We start from the raw sequence: 18,595 nt of genomic DNA on the forward strand, positions 1-18,595 counted from the left end.
ACTGACCGCACTTGTTCCAAGTCCCTTTGATGGTGCAGTAGCGGGAACAGGCGCAGTATCCATCATCACTTGGACTGCAGGATACGCCTGGCCTGCTCCGGCGACTTCAGACCTTTGTCCAATGCCTTCTGTGCAGCGGCCTTGGCCTCGGCAATGCGGCCCTCCTGCTGCAGCACCACGGCAAGGTTGTAGTAGGTCTGGCCATCCTTCGACAGGGGCGCGGCCTTTTCCCAGTTCGCGATGGCCTGCGGAATCTGGTCACTGTAGTAGTAGGACTGCGCCAGCGCCAGATAGGTCTGCTGGTCTTCCTTCAGCACGCCCTTCTGGATGCCTTCGTTGATGACCGCGATCACGTCCTTCTCGCGGCCTTCCATGTTGGCGTAGGTGATGTACAGCTGGCGATATTCGCGATCCTCGCTGAGCTGGCCGCTGGCGCGCAGCTTCTCCAGCACGGCCGCTGCCTTCTGGTCCTGCTCGGCCTGCGAATACGCGGTGGCCAGCAGCATCTGGGTCTTCTTGTCATCCGGCTTCTTCGCTGCCAGCTGTTCGGCCAGCGCGAGCGCTTCGGTGGTCTTGCCGGCCTCGGCATAACAGGCAAGCAGCAATTGCACCCAGTTGTCCTTCGGTTCCGGCGTGCCGGTGACGATGCCCTGCAATACCGGGATGGCGTCCTGGTAGCGCTCCATCTGGTACAGGGTCTGGCCCTTGAGGGCGAGGTCGTCCGGCTTGGTTGACTTGCTTTCGCTCAGGTAGCGATCCAGCATCGCCAGGCCCGGCGCGTACTCGTCGTCCATGATGTGGAGCTGCGCCAGCATCAGCATCGACTGGTAATGGCTGTTGTTGTCCAGGCCATTGAGCTCGATTGCCTGTTGCAGGTACTTCCTGGCGGCGGCGTTGTCGTCCTGGTCATACGCGGCCTGCGCGGCCAGCTGCGCGCCCAGCGACTTCTCGTAGGCATTGGCGTTTTCAAGGGCGAGCAACTCGTCACCCAGCGGGCGCACCTTGTCCCACTCCTGCTTGTTGTAGGCCTCGATCAGCTGCTGCACCTTCTTGCTGTTCTTGCTGGACGTCTTGAGGCCCGGCTCCTGGCGCGATGCCTCGGGGAACAGCACTTCGGTTTTCTGCTGCTTCTTGTCGCCGCGACGCGAGGACTGCGCCGCAGCATCGCCGATCAGCGTGCCGCCGAGGGCGAGGGCGATCACGGCGGACAGAATTGCGTGTTTGGGGTGGAGCTTCATGTATCACCTCCGGGCCGGATGCCCGATGTGGATCAAACGTATCAGAAATCCCATCCGCTGCAATGCTGCGGATGCGTCATTGCGTCACTGGCAGCGCGGCAGGTTGCCGGCCTTGCGCGCGGCCTGCATGGTCGGCACCAGACCATCGGCGCGCGATTGCAGTTCGCGCAGGCGCGATGCCGGATCCGGGTGCGTGGAAAGCCACTGCGGCGGACGCGCGCCGCCCGCTGCCGCCATGTTCTGCCACAGCGCGACCGCGCCATTGGGGTCGAAGCCGGCCTTGGCCATCCACTGCTGGCCGACCACGTCGGCTTCGCTTTCCTGATCGCGCGAATTGGGCAGCAGAAAGCCGGCCTGCGCCAGCACGCCGCCACCTTGCGTCACCGCGTTGCCAATGCCTTCGCCATAGCGCGAGCCGGCCAGTGCGCCACCCACCTGCAATGCGCCCGAGGCGAGCATCTGGCGGGTGATGCGTTCGTCATGGTGGCGAGCGATGACGTGGCCGATCTCGTGCGCGATCACGCCAGCCAGTTGATCCTGATTCCTGGCGACCTTGAAGATGCCGGTATAGATGCCAACCTTGCCACCGGGCAGCGCCCAGGCATTGGCTTCGTCGTTCTGGAACAGTGCGTAGTCCCACTTCGCCTGGTTCCACGGCTCGGGCAATTGGCGCACGATGGCATTGACCACGCAGCCCACGTACGCCGTCTGCTTGCTGTCGCGCGACAGTGGTGTCTTCTGCTTTGCATCGGCAAACGCCTGCTCGCCAAGCTGGTTGAGCTGCGCCTGCGACACGCCGCCGACGATCTGCCTGCGTCCGGTCGGCGAGGTGGTAGTGGCGCAGGCAGCGGCAAGCGCCGCGATGGCAACAGCCAGCAGGGTGTTTCGCATCTTCATCGGATCCCCTCGTCGGATGATGCTGCCGTTGTAGCGGCAACGACCTTCAAACCGCGTCAACGCCAAACTTGGGTCACACGTCGAGGTTGGCGACCTTCAATGCGTTGTCCTCGATGAACTCGCGGCGCGGTTCCACCACATCGCCCATCAGGGTGCTGAAGATCGCGTCTGCGGCCACCGCATCCTCGATCCGCACCTGCAGCAGGCGGCGGGTGTCCGGGTTCACCGTGGTGTCCCACAGCTGTTCCGGGTTCATTTCGCCCAGGCCCTTGAAGCGCTGGATCTGGCGACCCTTCTTGGCTTCCTCCAGCAACCAGGCCTGCGCCTGCGCGAAGCTGGTGATGGGCTGCGCGCGGTTGCCGCGCAGGATCTGCGCGCCTTCGCGGACCAGGCCATGCAGCAGGGCGGCGGCATCGCGCAGTGGCTTCAGTTCGCCATGATCGAACGCGGACAGCGGCAACACCTGGGTCAGTTCCTCGCCCATGTGCTGGCGGATGATGAGCAGCGCCGGCTGCCGTGACTCGTTGCCCGGCTGCAGGCGCAACCGATAGCGCGGCTTGCCAAGGCCGCTCTGGTTGAGCCGTGCGGCGAGTGCGTCCAGTTCGTGCGCTTCGTCGATGTTGTCTGCCAGCGTTGCGGCATCCAGCGGGGTGAAATCGATCAGTGCTTCCAGCACGCGCGGGTCGTAGCGATGCGCGGTGCGCGTGATGGCTTCGCGCGCCTTCGCATAGGCCAACAGGAGGCTTTCCAGCGCCGCGCCATCGATCGCCGGTTCGCCGGCGGCGGGCACCAGCTGCGCGCCATCGACCGCATTATTGGCGAGATAGGCGTCCAGCGCCGCATCGTCCTTCAGGTACAACTCGTTCTTGCCCTGCTTGATCTTGTACAGCGGCGGCAGGCCGATATAGACGTGGCCGCGCTCGATCAGCTCCGGCATCTGCCGGTAGAAGAAGGTCAGCAGCAGGGTGCGGATGTGGCTGCCATCGACATCGGCGTCGGTCATGATGATGACGCGGTGGTAGCGCAGCTTGTCCGGGTTGTACTCGTCCTTGCCGATGCCGGTGCCAAGCGCAGTGATGAGCGTGCCGACCTCGGCACTGGACAGCATGCGGTCGAAGCGCGCGCGCTCGACGTTGAGGATCTTGCCGCGCAGCGGCAGCACGGCCTGGGTCTTGCGGTTGCGGCCCTGCTTGGCGGAGCCGCCGGCCGAGTCACCCTCGACGATGAACAGCTCGGACAGCGCCGGATCCTTTTCCGAGCAGTCCGCCAGCTTGCCGGGCAGGCCGGCGATGTCCAGCGCGCCCTTGCGGCGGGTCAGGTCGCGCGCCTTGCGCGCGGCCTCGCGGGCGCGGGCGGCATCAACAATCTTGCCGGCAATCGCGCGCGCCTCGTTGGGGTTTTCCTGCAGGAACTCTTCCAGCTTGGCACCGAAGATCGCCTCCACCACCGGCCGCACCGGCTCGGTGACCAGCTTTTCCTTGGTCTGCGAGGAGAAGCCCGGATCCGGCACCTTCACCGACAGCACCGCGATCATGCCTTCGCGCATGTCATCGCCCGACAGTGCCACCTTGGCCTGCTTGGCGATGCCGCTCTGCTCGATGTAGCGGGTCAGGGTGCGGGTCAGGGCGGCGCGGAAGCCGGTCAGGTGGGTGCCGCCGTCCTTCTGCGGGATATTGTTGGTGAAGCAGAACATCGTTTCCTGATAGGCATCGCTCCACTGGACGGCACAATCGACGACGATGCCGTCCTGTTCGCCGCTGATCGAGATCACATTGGGGTGCAATGGGGTCTTCAGCTGGGCCAGGTGCTCGACGAAACTGCGGATGCCGCCTTCGTACTGGAACACGTCGTGCTTGCCGTCCAGGCGCTCGTCGATCAGCTCGATCTTCACGCCGGAATTGAGAAAGCTCAGCTCGCGCAGGCGGCGGGCGAGGATGTCGTAGTGGAACTCGACGTTGTCGTTGAACGCCACCGCCGACGGCCAGAAGCGCACCTCGGTGCCGCGCTTGTCGGAAGGCTCAAGCTGCTTGAGCGGATACACCGGCTCGCCGTGGCGATATTCCTGCTGGTAGTGGTAACCATCGCGCCAGATGTCCAGCAGCAGCTTTTCGGACAGCGCATTGACCACCGACACGCCCACGCCATGCAGGCCACCGGAGACCTTGTAGCTGTTGTCGTCGAACTTGCCGCCAGCGTGCAGCACGGTCATCACCACCTCGGCGGCGGAGATGTCGCGGCCCTGCTTTTCGCTTTCCTTGGCGTGCCGGCCCACCGGGATACCGCGCCCGTTGTCCCAGACCGAGACCGAACCGTCGGCATGGATGATGACCCGCACCGCATCGGCGTGGCCGGCCAGGGCTTCATCAACGCCGTTGTCCACCACCTCGAACACCATGTGGTGCAGGCCGGAGCCGTCGTTGACGTTGCCGATGTACATACCCGGACGCTTGCGAACGGCCTCCAGGCCTTCCAGCGCGGTGATGCTGTTGGCGTCGTAATTGCTGCCGGACGCGGGGGTTGCGGACGGATTGCCGGGGGTTTGCTCGTTCTGCGACATCGACGCCTTCGGGGCCGCAGGCCTGCCGAAAAGCACGCTGCGACACATTCGCTATGGGAACGCGGAGTATATCAATCGCGGGTTTCAGCCGCTTGCCGGCTCAGCTGCCGCGCGGCGAAACCTGGCCGTGTTCCACGTGAAACATCGCCATCGGCACATCCATTCCATCCAGCCCCGGCGGCGGTTCAGTGCCGGTAATGAACACCTGCGCGCCGCTGGTGGCGAGGGATGCCAGCAACCGGCACTGATGGTGGCGATCAAGCTCGGAGGCCAGATCATCCAGCTGCAACACCGGCCAGTCGCCGGTCTGCTGTGCAAGCTGCGAGGCCTGCGCCAGCAGCAGGGCCAGCGCAGCCAGCTTGGTCTGTCCGCGTGACAGGCCATCCCGTCCCGGCAGATCGGACAGTTCCAGCCTCAGGTCGGCGCGATGCGGGCCAACCGAGGTATGGCCCAGCGCCAGATCGCGCTCACGCGACAGCAGCAGGGCATCGGCCAGCGCCAGTTCCTGCTGCTTCCAGCCGGGTTGCAGGACCAGATGCGCGGCACCAGCAGCAGGCAATACCTCATCGATCAAGCGCTGGAAATGCGGCTGCAGCCGGGCCATATAGTCTTCGCGATGGGCGTTCAATGCCTCGCCGGCCTGCGCCAGTTCGTGTTCCCACGCATCCAGCTGGGCATCCGGGCGACCTTGGCGCAACAGGGCATTGCGCTGCTTCAGCGCACGGGCATGGCGTCGCCATAGCGGAAGGAAGGAAGGTTCCACGTGGAACAAACCCCAATCCAGGTATCGGCGGCGGGTTTCGCTGCTGCCGTCGATCAGGGCATGGCTGCCAGGCTCGAAGGTGATGATCGCCAGCGCCTTGCACAGCTCGCCCTGGTGCGCGACCGCTGCGCCATCCAGCTTGGCCTCCCAGTCACCGCCGGCATGCCGCAAGCCGGCGCGATGGGACTGGCCGCTGCCGGCCCGCCATTGCAGATAGACCTGCAGGGCCGGGTCGCCCTGGCGGATCAGGCCGTCACGCACCCGCCCACGAAAACTGCGGGCATGCGCCATCAGGTGCTGGGCTTCCAGCAGGCTGGTCTTGCCACTGCCGTTGTCGCCGGTAATCAGGTTGAAGCCGGGGCCGGGCAGGAGTTCGGTTTCGACAAAGCGGCGCAGGGAGATGGCGCGCAGGCACTGGATCAGCATGCGCGGGCTGCCTTCGCCGCCCGGCAACGGCAAAAACGGCGACGCCCGGCGGAAACCGGGCGTCGTTGTGCGTGTTTCACGTGGAACATGCCCGCCATCAGAGGCGCAGCGGCATCACCACATGACGCGCGTGGTGGCTGTCTGCACCGCGCACCAGTGCCGAGGAATTGGCATCGCGCAGCTGCAACACCACGAACTCGTCGCGCAGGGCGGAGAGGGCATCCAGCAGATAGTTCACGTTGAAGCCGATTGCCAGCTGATCGACCGTGGTATCTGCTTCCACTTCTTCCTGCGCTTCTTCCTGTTCCGGGTTGTGCGCACTGATCTTGAGCTGGCCCGGCGATACTTCGACCCGCACGCCACGGTATTTCTCGTTGGACAGGATCGAGGCGCGTTGCAGGGCAGCGCGCAGGACTTCGCGGTCGATCTTCACTTCGCGGTCGGCGCCAATCGGGATCACGGCCTCGTAATCCGGGAACTTGCCGTCGATCAGCTTGCTGGTGAAGGTGACATCGTCGCGCTTGACCCGAATGTGGCCCTTGCCCAGTTCCAGTTCCAGCACGCGGTCGCCGCCTTCCAGCAGGCGCTGCAATTCGGTCACGCCCTTGCGCGGGATGATGATCTGACGCTTGCTGCCGGTGCCGGCCTCCAGCGTGGCCTCGCACAGCGCCAGGCGATGGCCGTCGGTCGCCACGCAGCGCAGGGCCGCATCGCGCAGGTCGAACAGCAGGCCATTGAGGTAATAGCGCACGTCCTGCTGGGCCATGGCGAAGGCAGTGCGTTCGATCAGCTCCTTCATCGCGCTTTCCGGCACGCTGACGCGCTCGGCGGCTTCGACCTCGTCAATCGAGGGGAAATCGTTGGCGGGCAGGGTGGCCAGGCTGAAACGGCTGCGCCCGGCCTGCACGGTGACCTTGTCGCCAGTCTGGCTGACCGTGACCTTGCTGCCGTCGGGCAGGGCGCGGACGATCTCGAACAGCTTGCGTGCGGGAATCGTGGTTTCGCCGTCCTGTGCGTCATCGACGCCGGTGCGCGACACCATTTCGACTTCCAGATCGGTACCGGTCAGCGACAGCTGGCCGTCGCGCACCTTGACCAGCAGGTTGGCCAGCACCGGCAGGGTCTGCCGCCGTTCGACGACGTTGACCACCTGTGCCAGCGGCTTGAGCAGGACTTCGCGTTGCAGGGAGAACCGCATGAGGACCCCTTCCCCTTTGTCTGGTTTTGAGCTGTCCGGATCGGAAGCCCTTGGCTTTTGAAAGATGGATAAATCTTAAAAACAGGTGGTGCTGGTGTCGCGAAAATCTTGGGATAACGTATCCAAGTTGTTGTTTTAACTTGATTTATTCGGGTTGCAAAGCCCTGTAGAACTCCGGTGGAAACTGCGGACAAGCTGTGGATGATTTCGGCGTGCGCGGTTTGTACACGGTTTGTCCACAGCCTGTCCCGATGTCATTCACTGAGTTTGCGGATCAGCTTTTCCCAGTCCTCGTGCAGCTTGCCGTCGCCTTCCATGAGTTGCTGGACTTGCCGGCAGGCGTGCAGCACGGTGGTGTGGTCGCGTCCGCCGAACTCCATCCCGATCTCGGGCAGACTGCGGTCGGTCAGTTCCCGTGCTAGCGCCATGGCCACCTGGCGTGGCCGCGCGAGCGAGCGAGTTCTGGCCTTCCCCGCCATCTCCTTGAGCGGAATCCCGTAGTAGTCTGCCACGGCCCTCTGGATATTGGGGATGCTGATGGCCTGCTGTTGCGCACGCCACAGGTCACGCAGGGTTTCCTGGGCGAACTCCAAGGTCACCGGGCGACCCAGCAGGCCGGCCTGCGCAGTGAGCTTGTTGATCGCGCCTTCCAGCTCGCGCACGTTGCTGCGCATCTTCTTGGCGATCAGCGCGGCGACTTCATCGGGTATCGGCGCGCCGCGCTCACGCGCCTTGCTCAGCACGATCTGGGCGCGGGTCTCGAAGTCCGGTGGGTCGATCGCCACCGATAGCCCCCAACCCAGCCGCGACTTCAGTCGCGGTTCCAGGCCATCGACCTCGCGCGGGTAGCGGTCGCAGGTCATGATGATCTGCTGTTTGCCCTCGAACAGCGCATTGAAGGTGTGGAAGAACTCCTCCTGGGTGCGGTCCTTGCCGGCGAAGAACTGGATGTCGTCGATCAGCAGCGCATCGATCTGCTGGAACTGGCGCTTGAACTGGTCGGTGGTCTTGTCCTGCAGGGCGCGGAAGAAGGCGTCATAGAAGGCATTGGAGCGCAGGTACAGCACCCGCGCGTTGGGATTGAGCCGGCGCATTTCATTGCCGGCGGCAAACATCAGATGGGTCTTGCCCAGGCCAGTGCCGCCGTAAAGCAAAAGCGGGTTGTGGCTGCGTTCGCCGGGTTTCTGCGCGGCGTGCCAGGCGGCGGCGCGCGCCAGCTGGTTGCTGCGGCCTTCGACGAAGTTGTCGAAGGTGTAATGGGTATCGACATTGCCGCTGAACGGTTCGGCCTGCATCGCTTGAGGTTGCGCGCGTGCTGCCGATGCAGGTGGCGGTGGTTCGGCAATGCGGCGATGCGCGCCGATTTCCAGGATGACGTCCGGGCCGGCACCGTGGTGGGTGGCCAGCTCGCGGATGCGCGGCAGGTAGAGATCCTGCACCTTGTCGCGAACGAAGGCATTGGGCGCATACAGGACGATGCCGCTTGCGTGGCGGTCGGCCTGCAGCGGCTTCAGCCAGGTGCGCACATCCTCGGCGGGCAGTTCGGCTTCGAGGTAGCGCAGGCAGGCGGGCCAGACATCCATGGCGAAATGGTCTCGGCTGGCGTCGCCGGGGCGACGCCTGTGGATAAGATCGGGAGCTGGGCAGGTTAACACCCCCGCCCACAGGCGCAAGCGCGACGGAATCGATGCGGCCCGAGGTCGAACGACTTGCCCGAAACCGCCAAGGGCGCTATCATCCCGAGTCTTTCTCCGCGAAAACAGCAGCAGGCCCGTCATGGCGACCAAGCGCACCTATCAACCCAGCAACCTCAAGCGCAAGCGTGACCACGGCTTCCGCGCCCGCATGAAGACCGCCGATGGCCGCAAGGTGCTGGCGCGTCGTCGTGCCAAGGGCCGCCGCCGTCTGACCGTCTGACCCCGTTGGGGTCGCGCATCCGGTTTGTTGCCGGATCCGCCTTGATGACACATGCAACGAACGCAGCGCCGGTATCCCCACGGGATGCCGGCGTTGTCGCGTCTGCGCATCGCGCGGTCGATGCCGGCTTCCCGCGCGCGGCGCGGGTACGCGCCAAGGCCGAGTTCGCCCGCGTGTTCGAATCCGGCAAGCGCACCGCCGAACCCCGGCTTGCACTGCACTGGCTGCCCGACGACGCCCCGCCCCGGCTTGGGCTTGCGGTCTCGCGCAAGGTCGATCCGCGCGCGGTGGGGCGCAACCGCATCAAGCGCATTTTGCGCGATGCCTTCCGCCATCATCGTGCTGGCTTGCGCGGCGGTGCCTACGTGATCGTGGCCCGCTCCGCTGCAGCGCAGGCCGATGGCGTGGCCCTGCGCCGGGCCTTCGATGCGCTGCTGCAACGGGCCGGCGCGTTGCCGCTGCGCGCACCCGCCGGCACAATGCCGCCCGCCACATCCCCTTCCATCCAAGAAGCCGCGCAGTAAGCGCGACACCGAGCCTGCCTGCCTGATGAACCAGACCCGTACTTTCCTGATCCTTGCCTGGCTGATGGTGGCCACCTTGTTGTGGATGGAATGGGGCAAGGAGCGCGCTGCCGCCACAGCACCGACCATTCCGACCACGGCTCAACCTGCCGCGCAGGCGAACGTGCCGACGGCGCAGGTGCCCGGTGCTGCCACGACGGCCACGACGCAGCCCATTGCCAGTGCAACACCCGCCGCGCCCGTCGTGCGCCTGCGCAACGACGTGCTGGTGCTGGACGTGAATGGTCGCGATGTGGTGCGTGCCGAACTGTTGAAGTACCCGCAGACCCGCGCGGAAGGCAGCGCGCCCGTGCTGCTGCTGGATACCGACCCGACGCATTATTTCCAGGCCAGCGCCGCATGGCGTTCGGTGGCAGGCGTGGAACTGGCGCTGCAGGCCGAAGGAAATGCGCGCGAGGTCGTGCAGGCCGATGGCACGAAGGCCGTTGAAGTACGCTTCATCGCCAATGCCGGCAACGGCATGCAACTGCGCCGCACCTACACGCTGGCGCATGGCAGCTATGCGCTGCGCGTGCGCGATGCACTCGTCAACACCGGCAGCACGCCGTGGACGGGCGAGATCGAGCGCCGGCTTGTGCGCGTGCCACCGCAGGCCAAGCGCGGCTTCACCAATCCGGAGGCCTTCAGCCTCAACGGCGCGGCGTGGTACAGCCCGGAAGAGAAATACGAGAAGCGCAAGTTCCCCAACTTCGTCAAGGATGGCCCGCTGAACATGCAGGTCACCGGCGGCTGGGTGGGCCTGTCGCAGCATTACTTCCTGGGTGCATGGGTGCCGCAGAAGGATCAGGCCGCGCTGTATTCGCTGGGCACCAGCGGCAACGCGCACCACATCCAGGCGCTCGGCCCGCGCGTGACGCTCGCGCCCGGCCAGCAGTTCACCAGCGATGCCACCTTGTGGATCGGCCCCAAGCTGGCCGACCAGCTGGACGCCACCGCGCCCGGTCTTGGCCTTGCGATGGATTACGGCATCTTCACCGTGCTGTCCAAGCCGATCCACTGGCTGCTGACGCTGTTGCACAAGCTGACCCACAACTGGGGCTGGGCGATCGTGCTGCTGGTGGTCATCATCAAGCTGTTGCTGTATCCGCTGTCTGCCGCGCAGTACAAGTCGATGGCGAAGATGCGCAAGTTCCAGCCGCGCATCGAGCAGCTCAAGGAGCGTTACGGCGAGGACAAGCAGAAGTTCCAGATGGCGATGCTGGAGCTGTACAAGAAGGAAAAGATCAATCCCGCCGGCGGCTGCCTGCCGATCCTGATCCAGATGCCGGTGTTCCTGGCGCTGTACTACGTGCTGCTGGAAGCGGTGGAACTGCGCCAGGCGCCGTGGATCATGGGCTGGATCAACGACCTGACCGCGCGCGACCCATTCTTCATCCTGCCGGTGCTCAATGCCGCGATCATGTGGCTGACCCAGAAGATGTCGCCGATGATGGCTGCAGACCCGTTGCAGAAGAAGATGATGCAGATGATGCCGCTGGTGATGGCGGTGATGTTCGTGATGTTCCCGGCGGGTCTGGTGCTGTACTGGGTGACCAATGGCGCATTGGGCTTGCTGCAGCAGTGGTGGAACACCCGGCGCTATGCCGAGGAACCGGCGAAGGCGTGATGTGATCCGCTGCCCGAGGCTGCTCGCCAGGCAGCCCGTGGCCGACCCATGGACAAGACGCTCGGCGACAGGGATGTCGCCGAGAAGCCTACATGGGTGAGGCAAGCGCTTGCGAAGCATTGCTTCGCGCGAAGCGGAACGCCCGCGATTTACAATCGCGGGCCGGGCCCGCACAGCGGGTATTCACGGCGTGTCTTGAACATGGGTTGGCCTGCGGGATGCCTGGCACCGTGCAGCATCAAGGCGATCCGTCTGCAATCATCTGCACATGTCTGAAACCGACACCATCGTCGCCATCGCCACCGCGCCCGGAGCCGGCGGCGTGGGCATCGTGCGGCTGTCGGGGCCGCACGCCGCTGCCATCGCCAACGCCATCACCGGCAAACCGCTGACGCCGCGCATCGCGCATTACGCGCGTTTCCTCGATGCACAAGGCGATGTCATCGACGACGGCATCGCCCTGCTGTTCCGCGCGCCGGCCAGTTTCACCGGCGAAGACGTGGCCGAACTGCAGGCGCATGGCAGCCCGGTATTGCTGCGGCAGTTGGTGGCCCGCTGCGTTGCGCTCGGCGCGCGACAGGCGCAGGCCGGCGAGTTCAGCCAGCGCGCCTTCCTCAACGGCAAACTCGATCTGGCGCAGGCCGAAGCCATCGCCGACCTGATCGCGGCGGGCGATGAACGTGCCGCACGCGCCGCGCGGCGTTCGCTGGATGGCGTGTTCTCGCGGCAGGTCGATGCCTTGATGCAAAGCGTGCTGGCGATCCGCGTGCATGTGGAAGCCGCCATCGATTTCGCCGACGAACCGCTGGACACGCTTGGCGGAAACCTGTTGCGCGAACGCCTGCAGGCCGCCATCACTTCACTGGCAACGTTGCGTCGTGATGCGGCGCAGGGACAAGTGCTGCGCGATGGTCTGCATGTGGTGCTGATCGGCCCGCCGAATGCCGGCAAGAGTTCGCTGCTCAATGCACTGGCCGGCAGCGAACGCGCCATCGTCACCGAACAGGCCGGCACCACCCGCGACCTGCTGCGCGAAACCATCCGCATCGATGGCGTGGAGTTGACCCTGGTCGATACCGCCGGCCTGCGCGAAGCAACCGGTGATGTGATCGAAGCCGAAGGCATCCGCCGCGCCCGCCATGAACTTGGGCGCGCCGATCTTGCGCTGGTGGTGCTGGATGCACGCGAACCGGAGGCGGGACGCGCCGCCGTTGCCGCCGATATCGCCGATGCGGCGCACCTGCTGTGGCTGCACAACAAGGCGGACTTGCTGCCGGCGTTGCCGCAGCTCGGGCCGGATGCGCTGGCGGTTTCCGCGCATACCGGGCTTGGCCTGCCCGAACTGCATCGCCGCTTGCTGGCGCTGTCTGGACTCGGTGAAAACGGCGGCGAAGGCGGCTTCAGCGCGCGCGCGCGGCATGTGCAGGCGCTGGACGAAGCCGCTGCGCACCTGGAGCTTGCGGCTTCGGAACTGGCGCTGGAACGACTGGAGCTTGCCGCCGAAGCGCTGGTGCAGGCGCATGCCGCACTGGGCCGGATCGGCGGGCATGTGGATGCCGATGCCCTGCTCGGCCACATCTTTTCGCAGTTCTGCATCGGCAAATGACGAGCGCAGGCGGCACCTGCGCCGACCCTGTGCGTCAATCAGCGACGATGTGCGTCAATTCGAGGGGCGCAGCCGTGCCCTGAATGGCAGCAGAGGGTGACATTGGCCGCAGATATCGATGAAGATCAATGACATGCGCCGCAACATCGGGCAACAATGCCAAGCGGGTTGTTCCGTTCCATCGACCGGCGCGCCGCGCACAACCAAGGGGAAACGCACGATGACCGCAATGAACCCGTTCCGCCGCATGGCACCCGTTGCGCTGGCCGTGGCCATCGCCTGCGCGCTGGGTGCATGCAAGAAGGAAGACGCTGCTGCAACCGATCCTGCAGCCGCTGCCGCGCAAGCCGCGGCACCTGCGCCCACGCCGGAATCGGTGGTGGCCGCATCGGTGTCGGCCATGGGCCCGGACGAACTTCGCAGCGAAGCCTCCAAGGCCTACGGCGACAACCGCCTGTATGCACCGGCGGGCAGCAATGCGATGGAGTACTACCTTGCGTTGCGCGACAAGGTGCCGGGTGATGCCGGTGCTTCCAGCGCGCTGACCGACCTGCTGCCGATGACGGTGATCGCCGCCGAGCAGGGCCTGGCCCGTGAGGATTTTGCCGAAGCCAAGCGTCTGGCCGCGTTGATCGAAAAGGCCGACAGCAGCCACCCGGCACTGGCACGCCTGAAGTCCAGCATCGCCAGTGGTGAAACCGCTGCACTCAAGCGCGTGGAAACCCAGAAGCTGACCGCCGAGGAAGAAGCCAAGCGGCAGGCCGATCTTGCCAAGCAACGCGAGGAAGACCAGCGCAAACTGCAGGAACAGCAGCGCCAGCAGGTACAAGCCGCCGAACAGCAGCGCGTGCAGGCGGAAGCCGCCGAAGCCGAGCGTCAGCGCCAGGCTGCCGCCGCTGCCGAGGCCGAGCGCCAGCGCCAGGCTGCCGCCGAAGCCGAACGTCAACGCCAGCAGCAGGCCGCTGCCGCCGCACCGGCGCAGCAGTCCCGCCCGGCGGCAGCCTCGGGCACGGCGCTGCGCCCGATTTCGCAACCGGGCCCGCGTTATCCGCAGGCCGCGCAGCGTGCCGGTGCCAAGGGTTCGGTGCAGGTCGAGTTCACGGTTGCGGCCGATGGCAGTGTCAGCGACGCGCGATCGGTGTCCTACGATGGCCAGCGCCAGTTCGAGCGCGAGTTCGAACGCGAAGCACTGGCTGCCGTGAAGCGCTGGCGCTTCCAGCCGATCGAACGCGCCACCACCACGCGCCGCACGATCTCGTTCGAAATGTAAGCAGCCGCAACAACATGCAGCAACGAAAAAGCCCGGCGAATGCCGGGCTTTTTCATGTGTGGCGATCCGTGGCAACGTGGATCAGGCCGAGATCGCCAGCTTCTCCTGCTTGTAGCGCCACACCGCCACCGCCCACAGCACCGCGGCCAGTGCCAGCGAACTGGCAAGGTACAAGGCCCATTGCTGCATCGACGCGGCTTCGCCACGGGTGATTTTCTGGATCAGCTGGTTCTGCGACAGGAACGGCACCGCGTACTGCCACGCCGCCGTGTCCTTGAGCGGATAGGCCATCAGCCCGTAAGCCGGCAGCATCGGCAGCATCATCAGCCACATGATGTGGCTCTGCGCTTCCTTCATGCTCTTGGCACCCGCGGCCAGCGCGGTAATCAGCGAGGTGCCGATCAGCACCAGCGGCAGCAGGATCAGCAGCAGCTTGCCCATCGCCAGGAAGCTGACATCCATCTGCTTGGCCATGCCGCTTGCCAGCGTGGCCGAGACCTTGAACGAGACCAGGATCAGCAGCATGGAAACCATGCCCAGCAATGCAGCGGCCAGCATCTTGCCGCCCACCAGAGCCGCGCGCAAAGCCGGTGTTGCCAGCAGCGGTTCCAGCGATTGCCGTTCGCGTTCGCCGGCGGTGGTATCCATCGCCAGATGCGCGCCACCGATGAAGGCGAAGATGGTCAGGATCATCGGCAGGATGATCGACATGAACTGGCTGTTCTTGGCTTCCGGCGTGGCCATGTCGCGAGTGCCGACATGCAGCGGCGCGGCGACACCCGGATTGATGCCGCGCACCAGCAGGCGCAGGCTGCCAACGCTGGTGCCATAGCCCTCCAGCAACTTGCTGACGCGGGCCACGGCCACGTCGGCATTGCGCCGGGTGGTGTCGGTGATGATGTCCACCTTGGCCGGTTTGCCGGATTGCCAGTTTTCAGCGAAGTCCTTGTCAATCTCCAAGGCCAGGTCTTCCTGCTGGGCGCGGATGCGGGCTTCGATGTCGGCCGGTGCCGGCCTTGCCTCGATGCCGTAGCTGGCAAGGAACTTGATGAGATTTGGCGCACGTTCCATGCCGACCACCGGCACGTCCAGTGTTTTCTCCAGTTGGGTTTCCGCGCGCATCTGGGTGAGCTTGCCAAGGCCGAGGAAAATCAGCGGATACAGCAGTGGCGCAACCAGCAGACTGAGCAGGAAGGTGCGGCGGTCACGGAAAAAGTCACGCCATTCCTTGCGCATGACCGTGAACATGCTGCCGAAGAACGAAGTCTTGTTCATGCGTGCAGGCCCTCGTCGCTGCCGATCAGTTTCACGAATGCATCTTCCAGATTGGCTTCACCGGCTTGTTCACGCAGATCGTCGGTGCTGCCTTCGGCCATCACCTTGCCGTGGGCGATGATGACGATGCGGTCACACAGCGCGGCGACCTCCTGCATGATGTGGCTGGAGAAGATCACGCAGCGCCCCTCCGCGCGCAGTTCCTTGAGGAAGCCGCGCAGGCCGCGCGTGGTCATCACGTCCAGGCCGTTGGTGGGCTCGTCCAGGATCACGTTCTTCGGGTCATGCACCAGCGCGCGGGCGATCGCGGTCTTGGTGCGCTGGCCTTGCGAAAAGCCTTCGGTGGCGCGGTCGAGGAAGTCTTCCATCTGCAGCGCAGCCGCCAGTTTCGCGGTGCGTGCGTTGATGGCATCGCGCGACATGCCATGCAGCTCGCCGAAATAGTCGATGTTCTCGCGCGCGGTCAGGCGCTTATAGACGCCGCGCGCATCCGGCAGCACGCCCAGGTTGCGGCGTACACGTTCGGCATAGGTGGCCACGTCGATGCCATCCACCAGCACGCGCCCGGTTTCCGGCGTCATCAAGGTATAGAGCATGCGCAGCGTGGTGGTCTTGCCGGCGCCATTCGGGCCTAGCAGGCCGGTGATCTCGCCGTCGCGGGCGGTGAAGCCCACGTTGTCGACGGCGACCACGCGCGTCTTGTCTTTCCCTCGCCCCGGGAAAGTCTTGCGAAGTTGTTCTGCAACGATCATCGAATCATTCCTTGGTGGTCGTGGGCTCAGGGTTCCCAGCCATTGAAGCTGGTGAACGGCGGGGTATAGGCCAGCTTGTCGAGGCATTTGCCATCCAGCGCCTTGGCGTCTGCCTTCTCGACGAACTGCGCGAACAGCTTGGGCATGCAGCCAGCGCCGAGTACCGAATGGCCCTGCCCGCGCAGCACGAACAGGCGACCGTTCGGCAGTGTCTTGACGATTTCCTCGCCATAGCGCGGCGGGGTGACCGGGTCGAACTCACCCGCCAGCACCAGCGCAGGCACCTTGGTCGCAAGTGCCTTGTGGAAATCGGCGGGCGCGTTGCCCTTCGGCCAGGCCTTGCACATCGCGGCCATGCCTTCCGGCATCAGGTTGCCGAGCACGGTGTCCTTGTCTTCCTCGCGCGCCACCATGCTGTCGGCGTCCTCGCTGCAGATCACCGACAGCTGCATGCCCATCGCCATCGCGTCCTTCATTTCGCCGTGCATCATCTGCGACAGCGCCATCAGGTTTTCGTAGCGGCCTGCATTGGCTTCGTGGATGAGTTTTGGCAACAGCGCACCAGCCGCCGGCATGTAGGCATACATGCGCACCAGCCCCGCAACCGTTTCCGCGCGCAACACGTCCTGGCGCTGTTCACCGGTACTGGCGTCGTGGTAGCTGACCGTCACGGGGGCGGCGCGCAGCTTCGCCAGAAGTGCATCAAGTTCGGCACGCGGGTTGCCCAGCTTGTCCTTGCAGGTTGCCGTCCTGGTACACAGTGCGAACTGCAGCGCTAGGGCATCGTCCAGATTGCGGGCGAAGATGTTGCCAAGCCCTTGCGTGTTCGGCACCGGCGAATCCAGCACGATGCTGCGGGTCACGTCGGGATGGCGCATCGCGTACTGCTGTGCCACGCGCGTACCGTAACTCACGCCCATCAGGTTGACCTGCGCGGCACCAATCGCCTTGCGTACCGCCTCCAGATCGGCCACGGCATCGGTGGTGGTGTAGTGGCGCAGGTCGGCCTTCTTCGACAGCGTTTCCACGCACTTGCCCGCTGCGGCCTGCATCGCTTCCGGCGAGCTATCGCCGTCATCCTCGCCATCCACGGCATCGCAGGACAACAGGTTGGATTTGCCGGTGCCGCGCTGGTCGATCAGGATGACGCTGCGCAGCTTGCGCACTTCCTTGAGGATCGGATTCATCGCCGGGAAGGTTTCCACCGCCGCCTGGCCGGGCCCGCCGGCAAGCAGGAACAGCGGATCCGGCATCTTCTCGCCGCTACCGGTGGGTTCCAGCCAGGCGATGTTCAGCGCGATCTTGCGGCCAGCCGGATTGGCACGGTCTTCGGGCACCTCGAAAGTCGCGCACTGTGCTTCCAGCGTGTCGCGGCTCATGGTTGAGCTGAGGTTGCATGGCGTGAAGGGAATCTTGCCCAGCATCACCGGCTTGAGTGGTGCGACGGGCGCGGATGCCGCATCGGCCTTGCCTGTGCTGGTTTCGTCCTTGGGTTTCAGCGCGCGGTAGCCAAGCAATGCGCAGGCAATTGCGATGGCGATGACGAATCTGGTCTTGCGGGAGTTCATCGGGACAACCTCGTTGGCTGGTTGCAAGCAGCGGGAAAGGAATCAGGTTTCATCGGGCAGGAACACGTCTTCGATGCGGCGGCGGAACAAACGGGCGATGCGGAAGGCGAGTGGCAGTGACGGGTCGTACTTGCCGGTTTCCAGCGCATTGATGGTCTGGCGTGAGACGTCCAGCCGCTCGGCCAGTTCACCTTGTGACCAGCCCTGGGCATCGCGCAATTCGCGCAGGCGGTTGTTCACGACGCGCGCCTCACAGATACCGCCGGGTCAACACCATCTTGGCGATGCCGTAGATGCCGCACAGCAGCGGGAACACCATAATCATCATGTTGCCGGCATGGACATCGATGACCTTGGCCTGTTGCAGCAGGCCACCTGCGAAATACAACATCGATACCAGCAGGCTGGCGATGCCGATGGCCTCGGTTTCGATGCGGCGCTGCAGTTCGTCGATCTCGCGCAGGTAACGCAGCGCCGCGCGCAGGAAGAACAGCAGTGGCAATACCGGCGCCACCGCCACCAGCGCGCGCAAGGCCACCGGCTCGATGCCGCGCTTGATCCACCACATCGAGGCAAACAGCAGCAGCGAGTAAACGATCATCGCCGGCCACACCGCGCGCTGGTAGCGCCGCGATGCCTGCGTCGCGAACATCTCGTCGCAGTGCTGACGCCACCAGCGCGGCAACACCAGCATCAGCAAGGCGGCGATCAGATAGCCACCACCAATGCCAACCCACGCGCCAACGGCGTAGTCCGGCCATGCCAGCAGGAAGCGGCCGGCGGCAGCCAGCGTGAACGCAGCCAGCGCGATCGCGATGAAAATCCACATCCAGCGCCGCACGGTCATGGACGGGGACCTTTGTCCTTGTCGTCATTGCGCCCCTTGGCCATGAACACGATGCCCAGCACGATGAGGGCCAGGCCCACGCCGAGAAAGC

16 protein-coding genes are annotated in these 18,595 nt (G+C 64.9%); 5 read left to right on the forward strand and 11 right to left on the reverse strand.

Annotated features, from left to right (window positions below; genetic code table 11):
• Nucleotides 1-65 precede the first annotated feature (65 nt).
• The 6 genes from QM612_RS10510 to dnaA form a co-directional block, all read right to left on the reverse strand.
• A complete protein-coding gene (locus QM612_RS10510; protein ID WP_415253840.1) occupies nt 66-1,238 on the reverse strand; it encodes a tetratricopeptide repeat protein in 1,173 nt (390 codons plus the stop codon).
• An 84-nt stretch (nt 1,239-1,322) separates the two neighbouring features.
• Nucleotides 1,323-2,129 carry a M48 family metallopeptidase gene (locus QM612_RS10515; RefSeq protein ID WP_415253855.1) on the reverse strand — a complete coding sequence of 269 codons (807 nt, stop codon included), beginning with the start codon at nt 2,127-2,129 and terminating at the stop codon, nt 1,323-1,325.
• A 79-nt stretch (nt 2,130-2,208) separates the two neighbouring features.
• Nucleotides 2,209-4,692: a DNA topoisomerase (ATP-hydrolyzing) subunit B gene (gene gyrB, locus QM612_RS10520; RefSeq protein ID WP_415253841.1), complete on the reverse strand. Its 2,484-nt coding sequence runs from the start codon at nt 4,690-4,692 to the stop codon at nt 2,209-2,211.
• Between the two features lie 100 nt (nt 4,693-4,792).
• Entirely contained in the window at nt 4,793-5,881 is a 1,089-nt protein-coding gene (recF, locus tag QM612_RS10525) for a DNA replication/repair protein RecF (protein WP_415253842.1), read from the reverse strand.
• Nucleotides 5,882-5,978: 97 nt separating this feature from the next.
• A complete protein-coding gene (gene dnaN / locus QM612_RS10530) occupies nt 5,979-7,079 on the reverse strand; it encodes a DNA polymerase III subunit beta (RefSeq protein ID WP_415253843.1) in 1,101 nt (366 codons plus the stop codon).
• Nucleotides 7,080-7,333: 254 nt separating this feature from the next.
• Complete coding sequence (dnaA, locus tag QM612_RS10535; protein WP_415253844.1) at nt 7,334-8,662, reverse strand: chromosomal replication initiator protein DnaA; 1,329 nt, start codon at nt 8,660-8,662, stop codon at nt 7,334-7,336.
• Between the two features lie 193 nt (nt 8,663-8,855).
• Between dnaA and rpmH the strand changes: the two genes are divergently transcribed.
• The 5 genes from rpmH to QM612_RS10560 all read left to right on the forward strand — a co-directional run bounded on the left by rpmH (nt 8,856) and on the right by QM612_RS10560 (nt 14,062).
• Nucleotides 8,856-8,996 (forward strand): 50S ribosomal protein L34, encoded by a 141-nt coding sequence (rpmH, locus tag QM612_RS10540; protein ID WP_156640208.1) that lies wholly within the window; start codon nt 8,856-8,858, stop codon nt 8,994-8,996.
• Between the two features lie 44 nt (nt 8,997-9,040).
• Entirely contained in the window at nt 9,041-9,520 is a 480-nt protein-coding gene (rnpA, locus tag QM612_RS10545; protein WP_415253845.1) for a ribonuclease P protein component, read from the forward strand.
• A 25-nt stretch (nt 9,521-9,545) separates the two neighbouring features.
• Nucleotides 9,546-11,186 carry a membrane protein insertase YidC gene (gene yidC, locus QM612_RS10550; protein WP_415253846.1) on the forward strand — a complete coding sequence of 547 codons (1,641 nt, stop codon included), beginning with the start codon at nt 9,546-9,548 and terminating at the stop codon, nt 11,184-11,186.
• A 268-nt stretch (nt 11,187-11,454) separates the two neighbouring features.
• On the forward strand, nt 11,455-12,792 hold the full coding sequence (mnmE, locus tag QM612_RS10555; protein ID WP_415253847.1) for a tRNA uridine-5-carboxymethylaminomethyl(34) synthesis GTPase MnmE: 1,338 nt from the start codon (nt 11,455-11,457) through the stop codon (nt 12,790-12,792).
• A gap of 220 nt (nt 12,793-13,012) precedes the next feature.
• On the forward strand, nt 13,013-14,062 hold the full coding sequence (locus QM612_RS10560) for an energy transducer TonB (RefSeq protein ID WP_415253848.1): 1,050 nt from the start codon (nt 13,013-13,015) through the stop codon (nt 14,060-14,062).
• An 81-nt stretch (nt 14,063-14,143) separates the two neighbouring features.
• On the opposite strand, the gene QM612_RS10565 is transcribed toward QM612_RS10560, so the two are convergent.
• From QM612_RS10565 to QM612_RS10585, 5 genes are read right to left on the reverse strand one after another with little or no spacing between them, the layout of a single operon-like run.
• Complete coding sequence (locus QM612_RS10565; protein ID WP_415253849.1) at nt 14,144-15,337, reverse strand: ABC transporter permease subunit; 1,194 nt, start codon at nt 15,335-15,337, stop codon at nt 14,144-14,146.
• A complete protein-coding gene (locus tag QM612_RS10570; protein WP_415253850.1) occupies nt 15,334-16,089 on the reverse strand; it encodes an ATP-binding cassette domain-containing protein in 756 nt (251 codons plus the stop codon). Before QM612_RS10570 ends, QM612_RS10565 begins: the two co-directional genes overlap by 4 nt.
• A 26-nt stretch (nt 16,090-16,115) precedes the next feature.
• Nucleotides 16,116-17,657, reverse strand: a complete 1,542-nt coding sequence (locus tag QM612_RS10575) for an alpha/beta hydrolase (RefSeq protein ID WP_415253851.1) — start codon at nt 17,655-17,657, stop codon at nt 16,116-16,118.
• A gap of 42 nt (nt 17,658-17,699) precedes the next feature.
• Complete coding sequence (locus tag QM612_RS10580; RefSeq protein WP_415253852.1) at nt 17,700-17,897, reverse strand: helix-turn-helix transcriptional regulator; 198 nt, start codon at nt 17,895-17,897, stop codon at nt 17,700-17,702.
• Between the two features lie 10 nt (nt 17,898-17,907).
• On the reverse strand, nt 17,908-18,504 hold the full coding sequence (locus QM612_RS10585) for a hypothetical protein (RefSeq protein WP_415253853.1): 597 nt from the start codon (nt 18,502-18,504) through the stop codon (nt 17,908-17,910).
• Nucleotides 18,505-18,595: the final 91 nt, after the last annotated feature.

The sequence above is a fragment of the Thermomonas sp. genome, assembly GCF_047606765.1.
Lineage (GTDB): Bacteria > Pseudomonadota > Gammaproteobacteria > Xanthomonadales > Xanthomonadaceae > Thermomonas.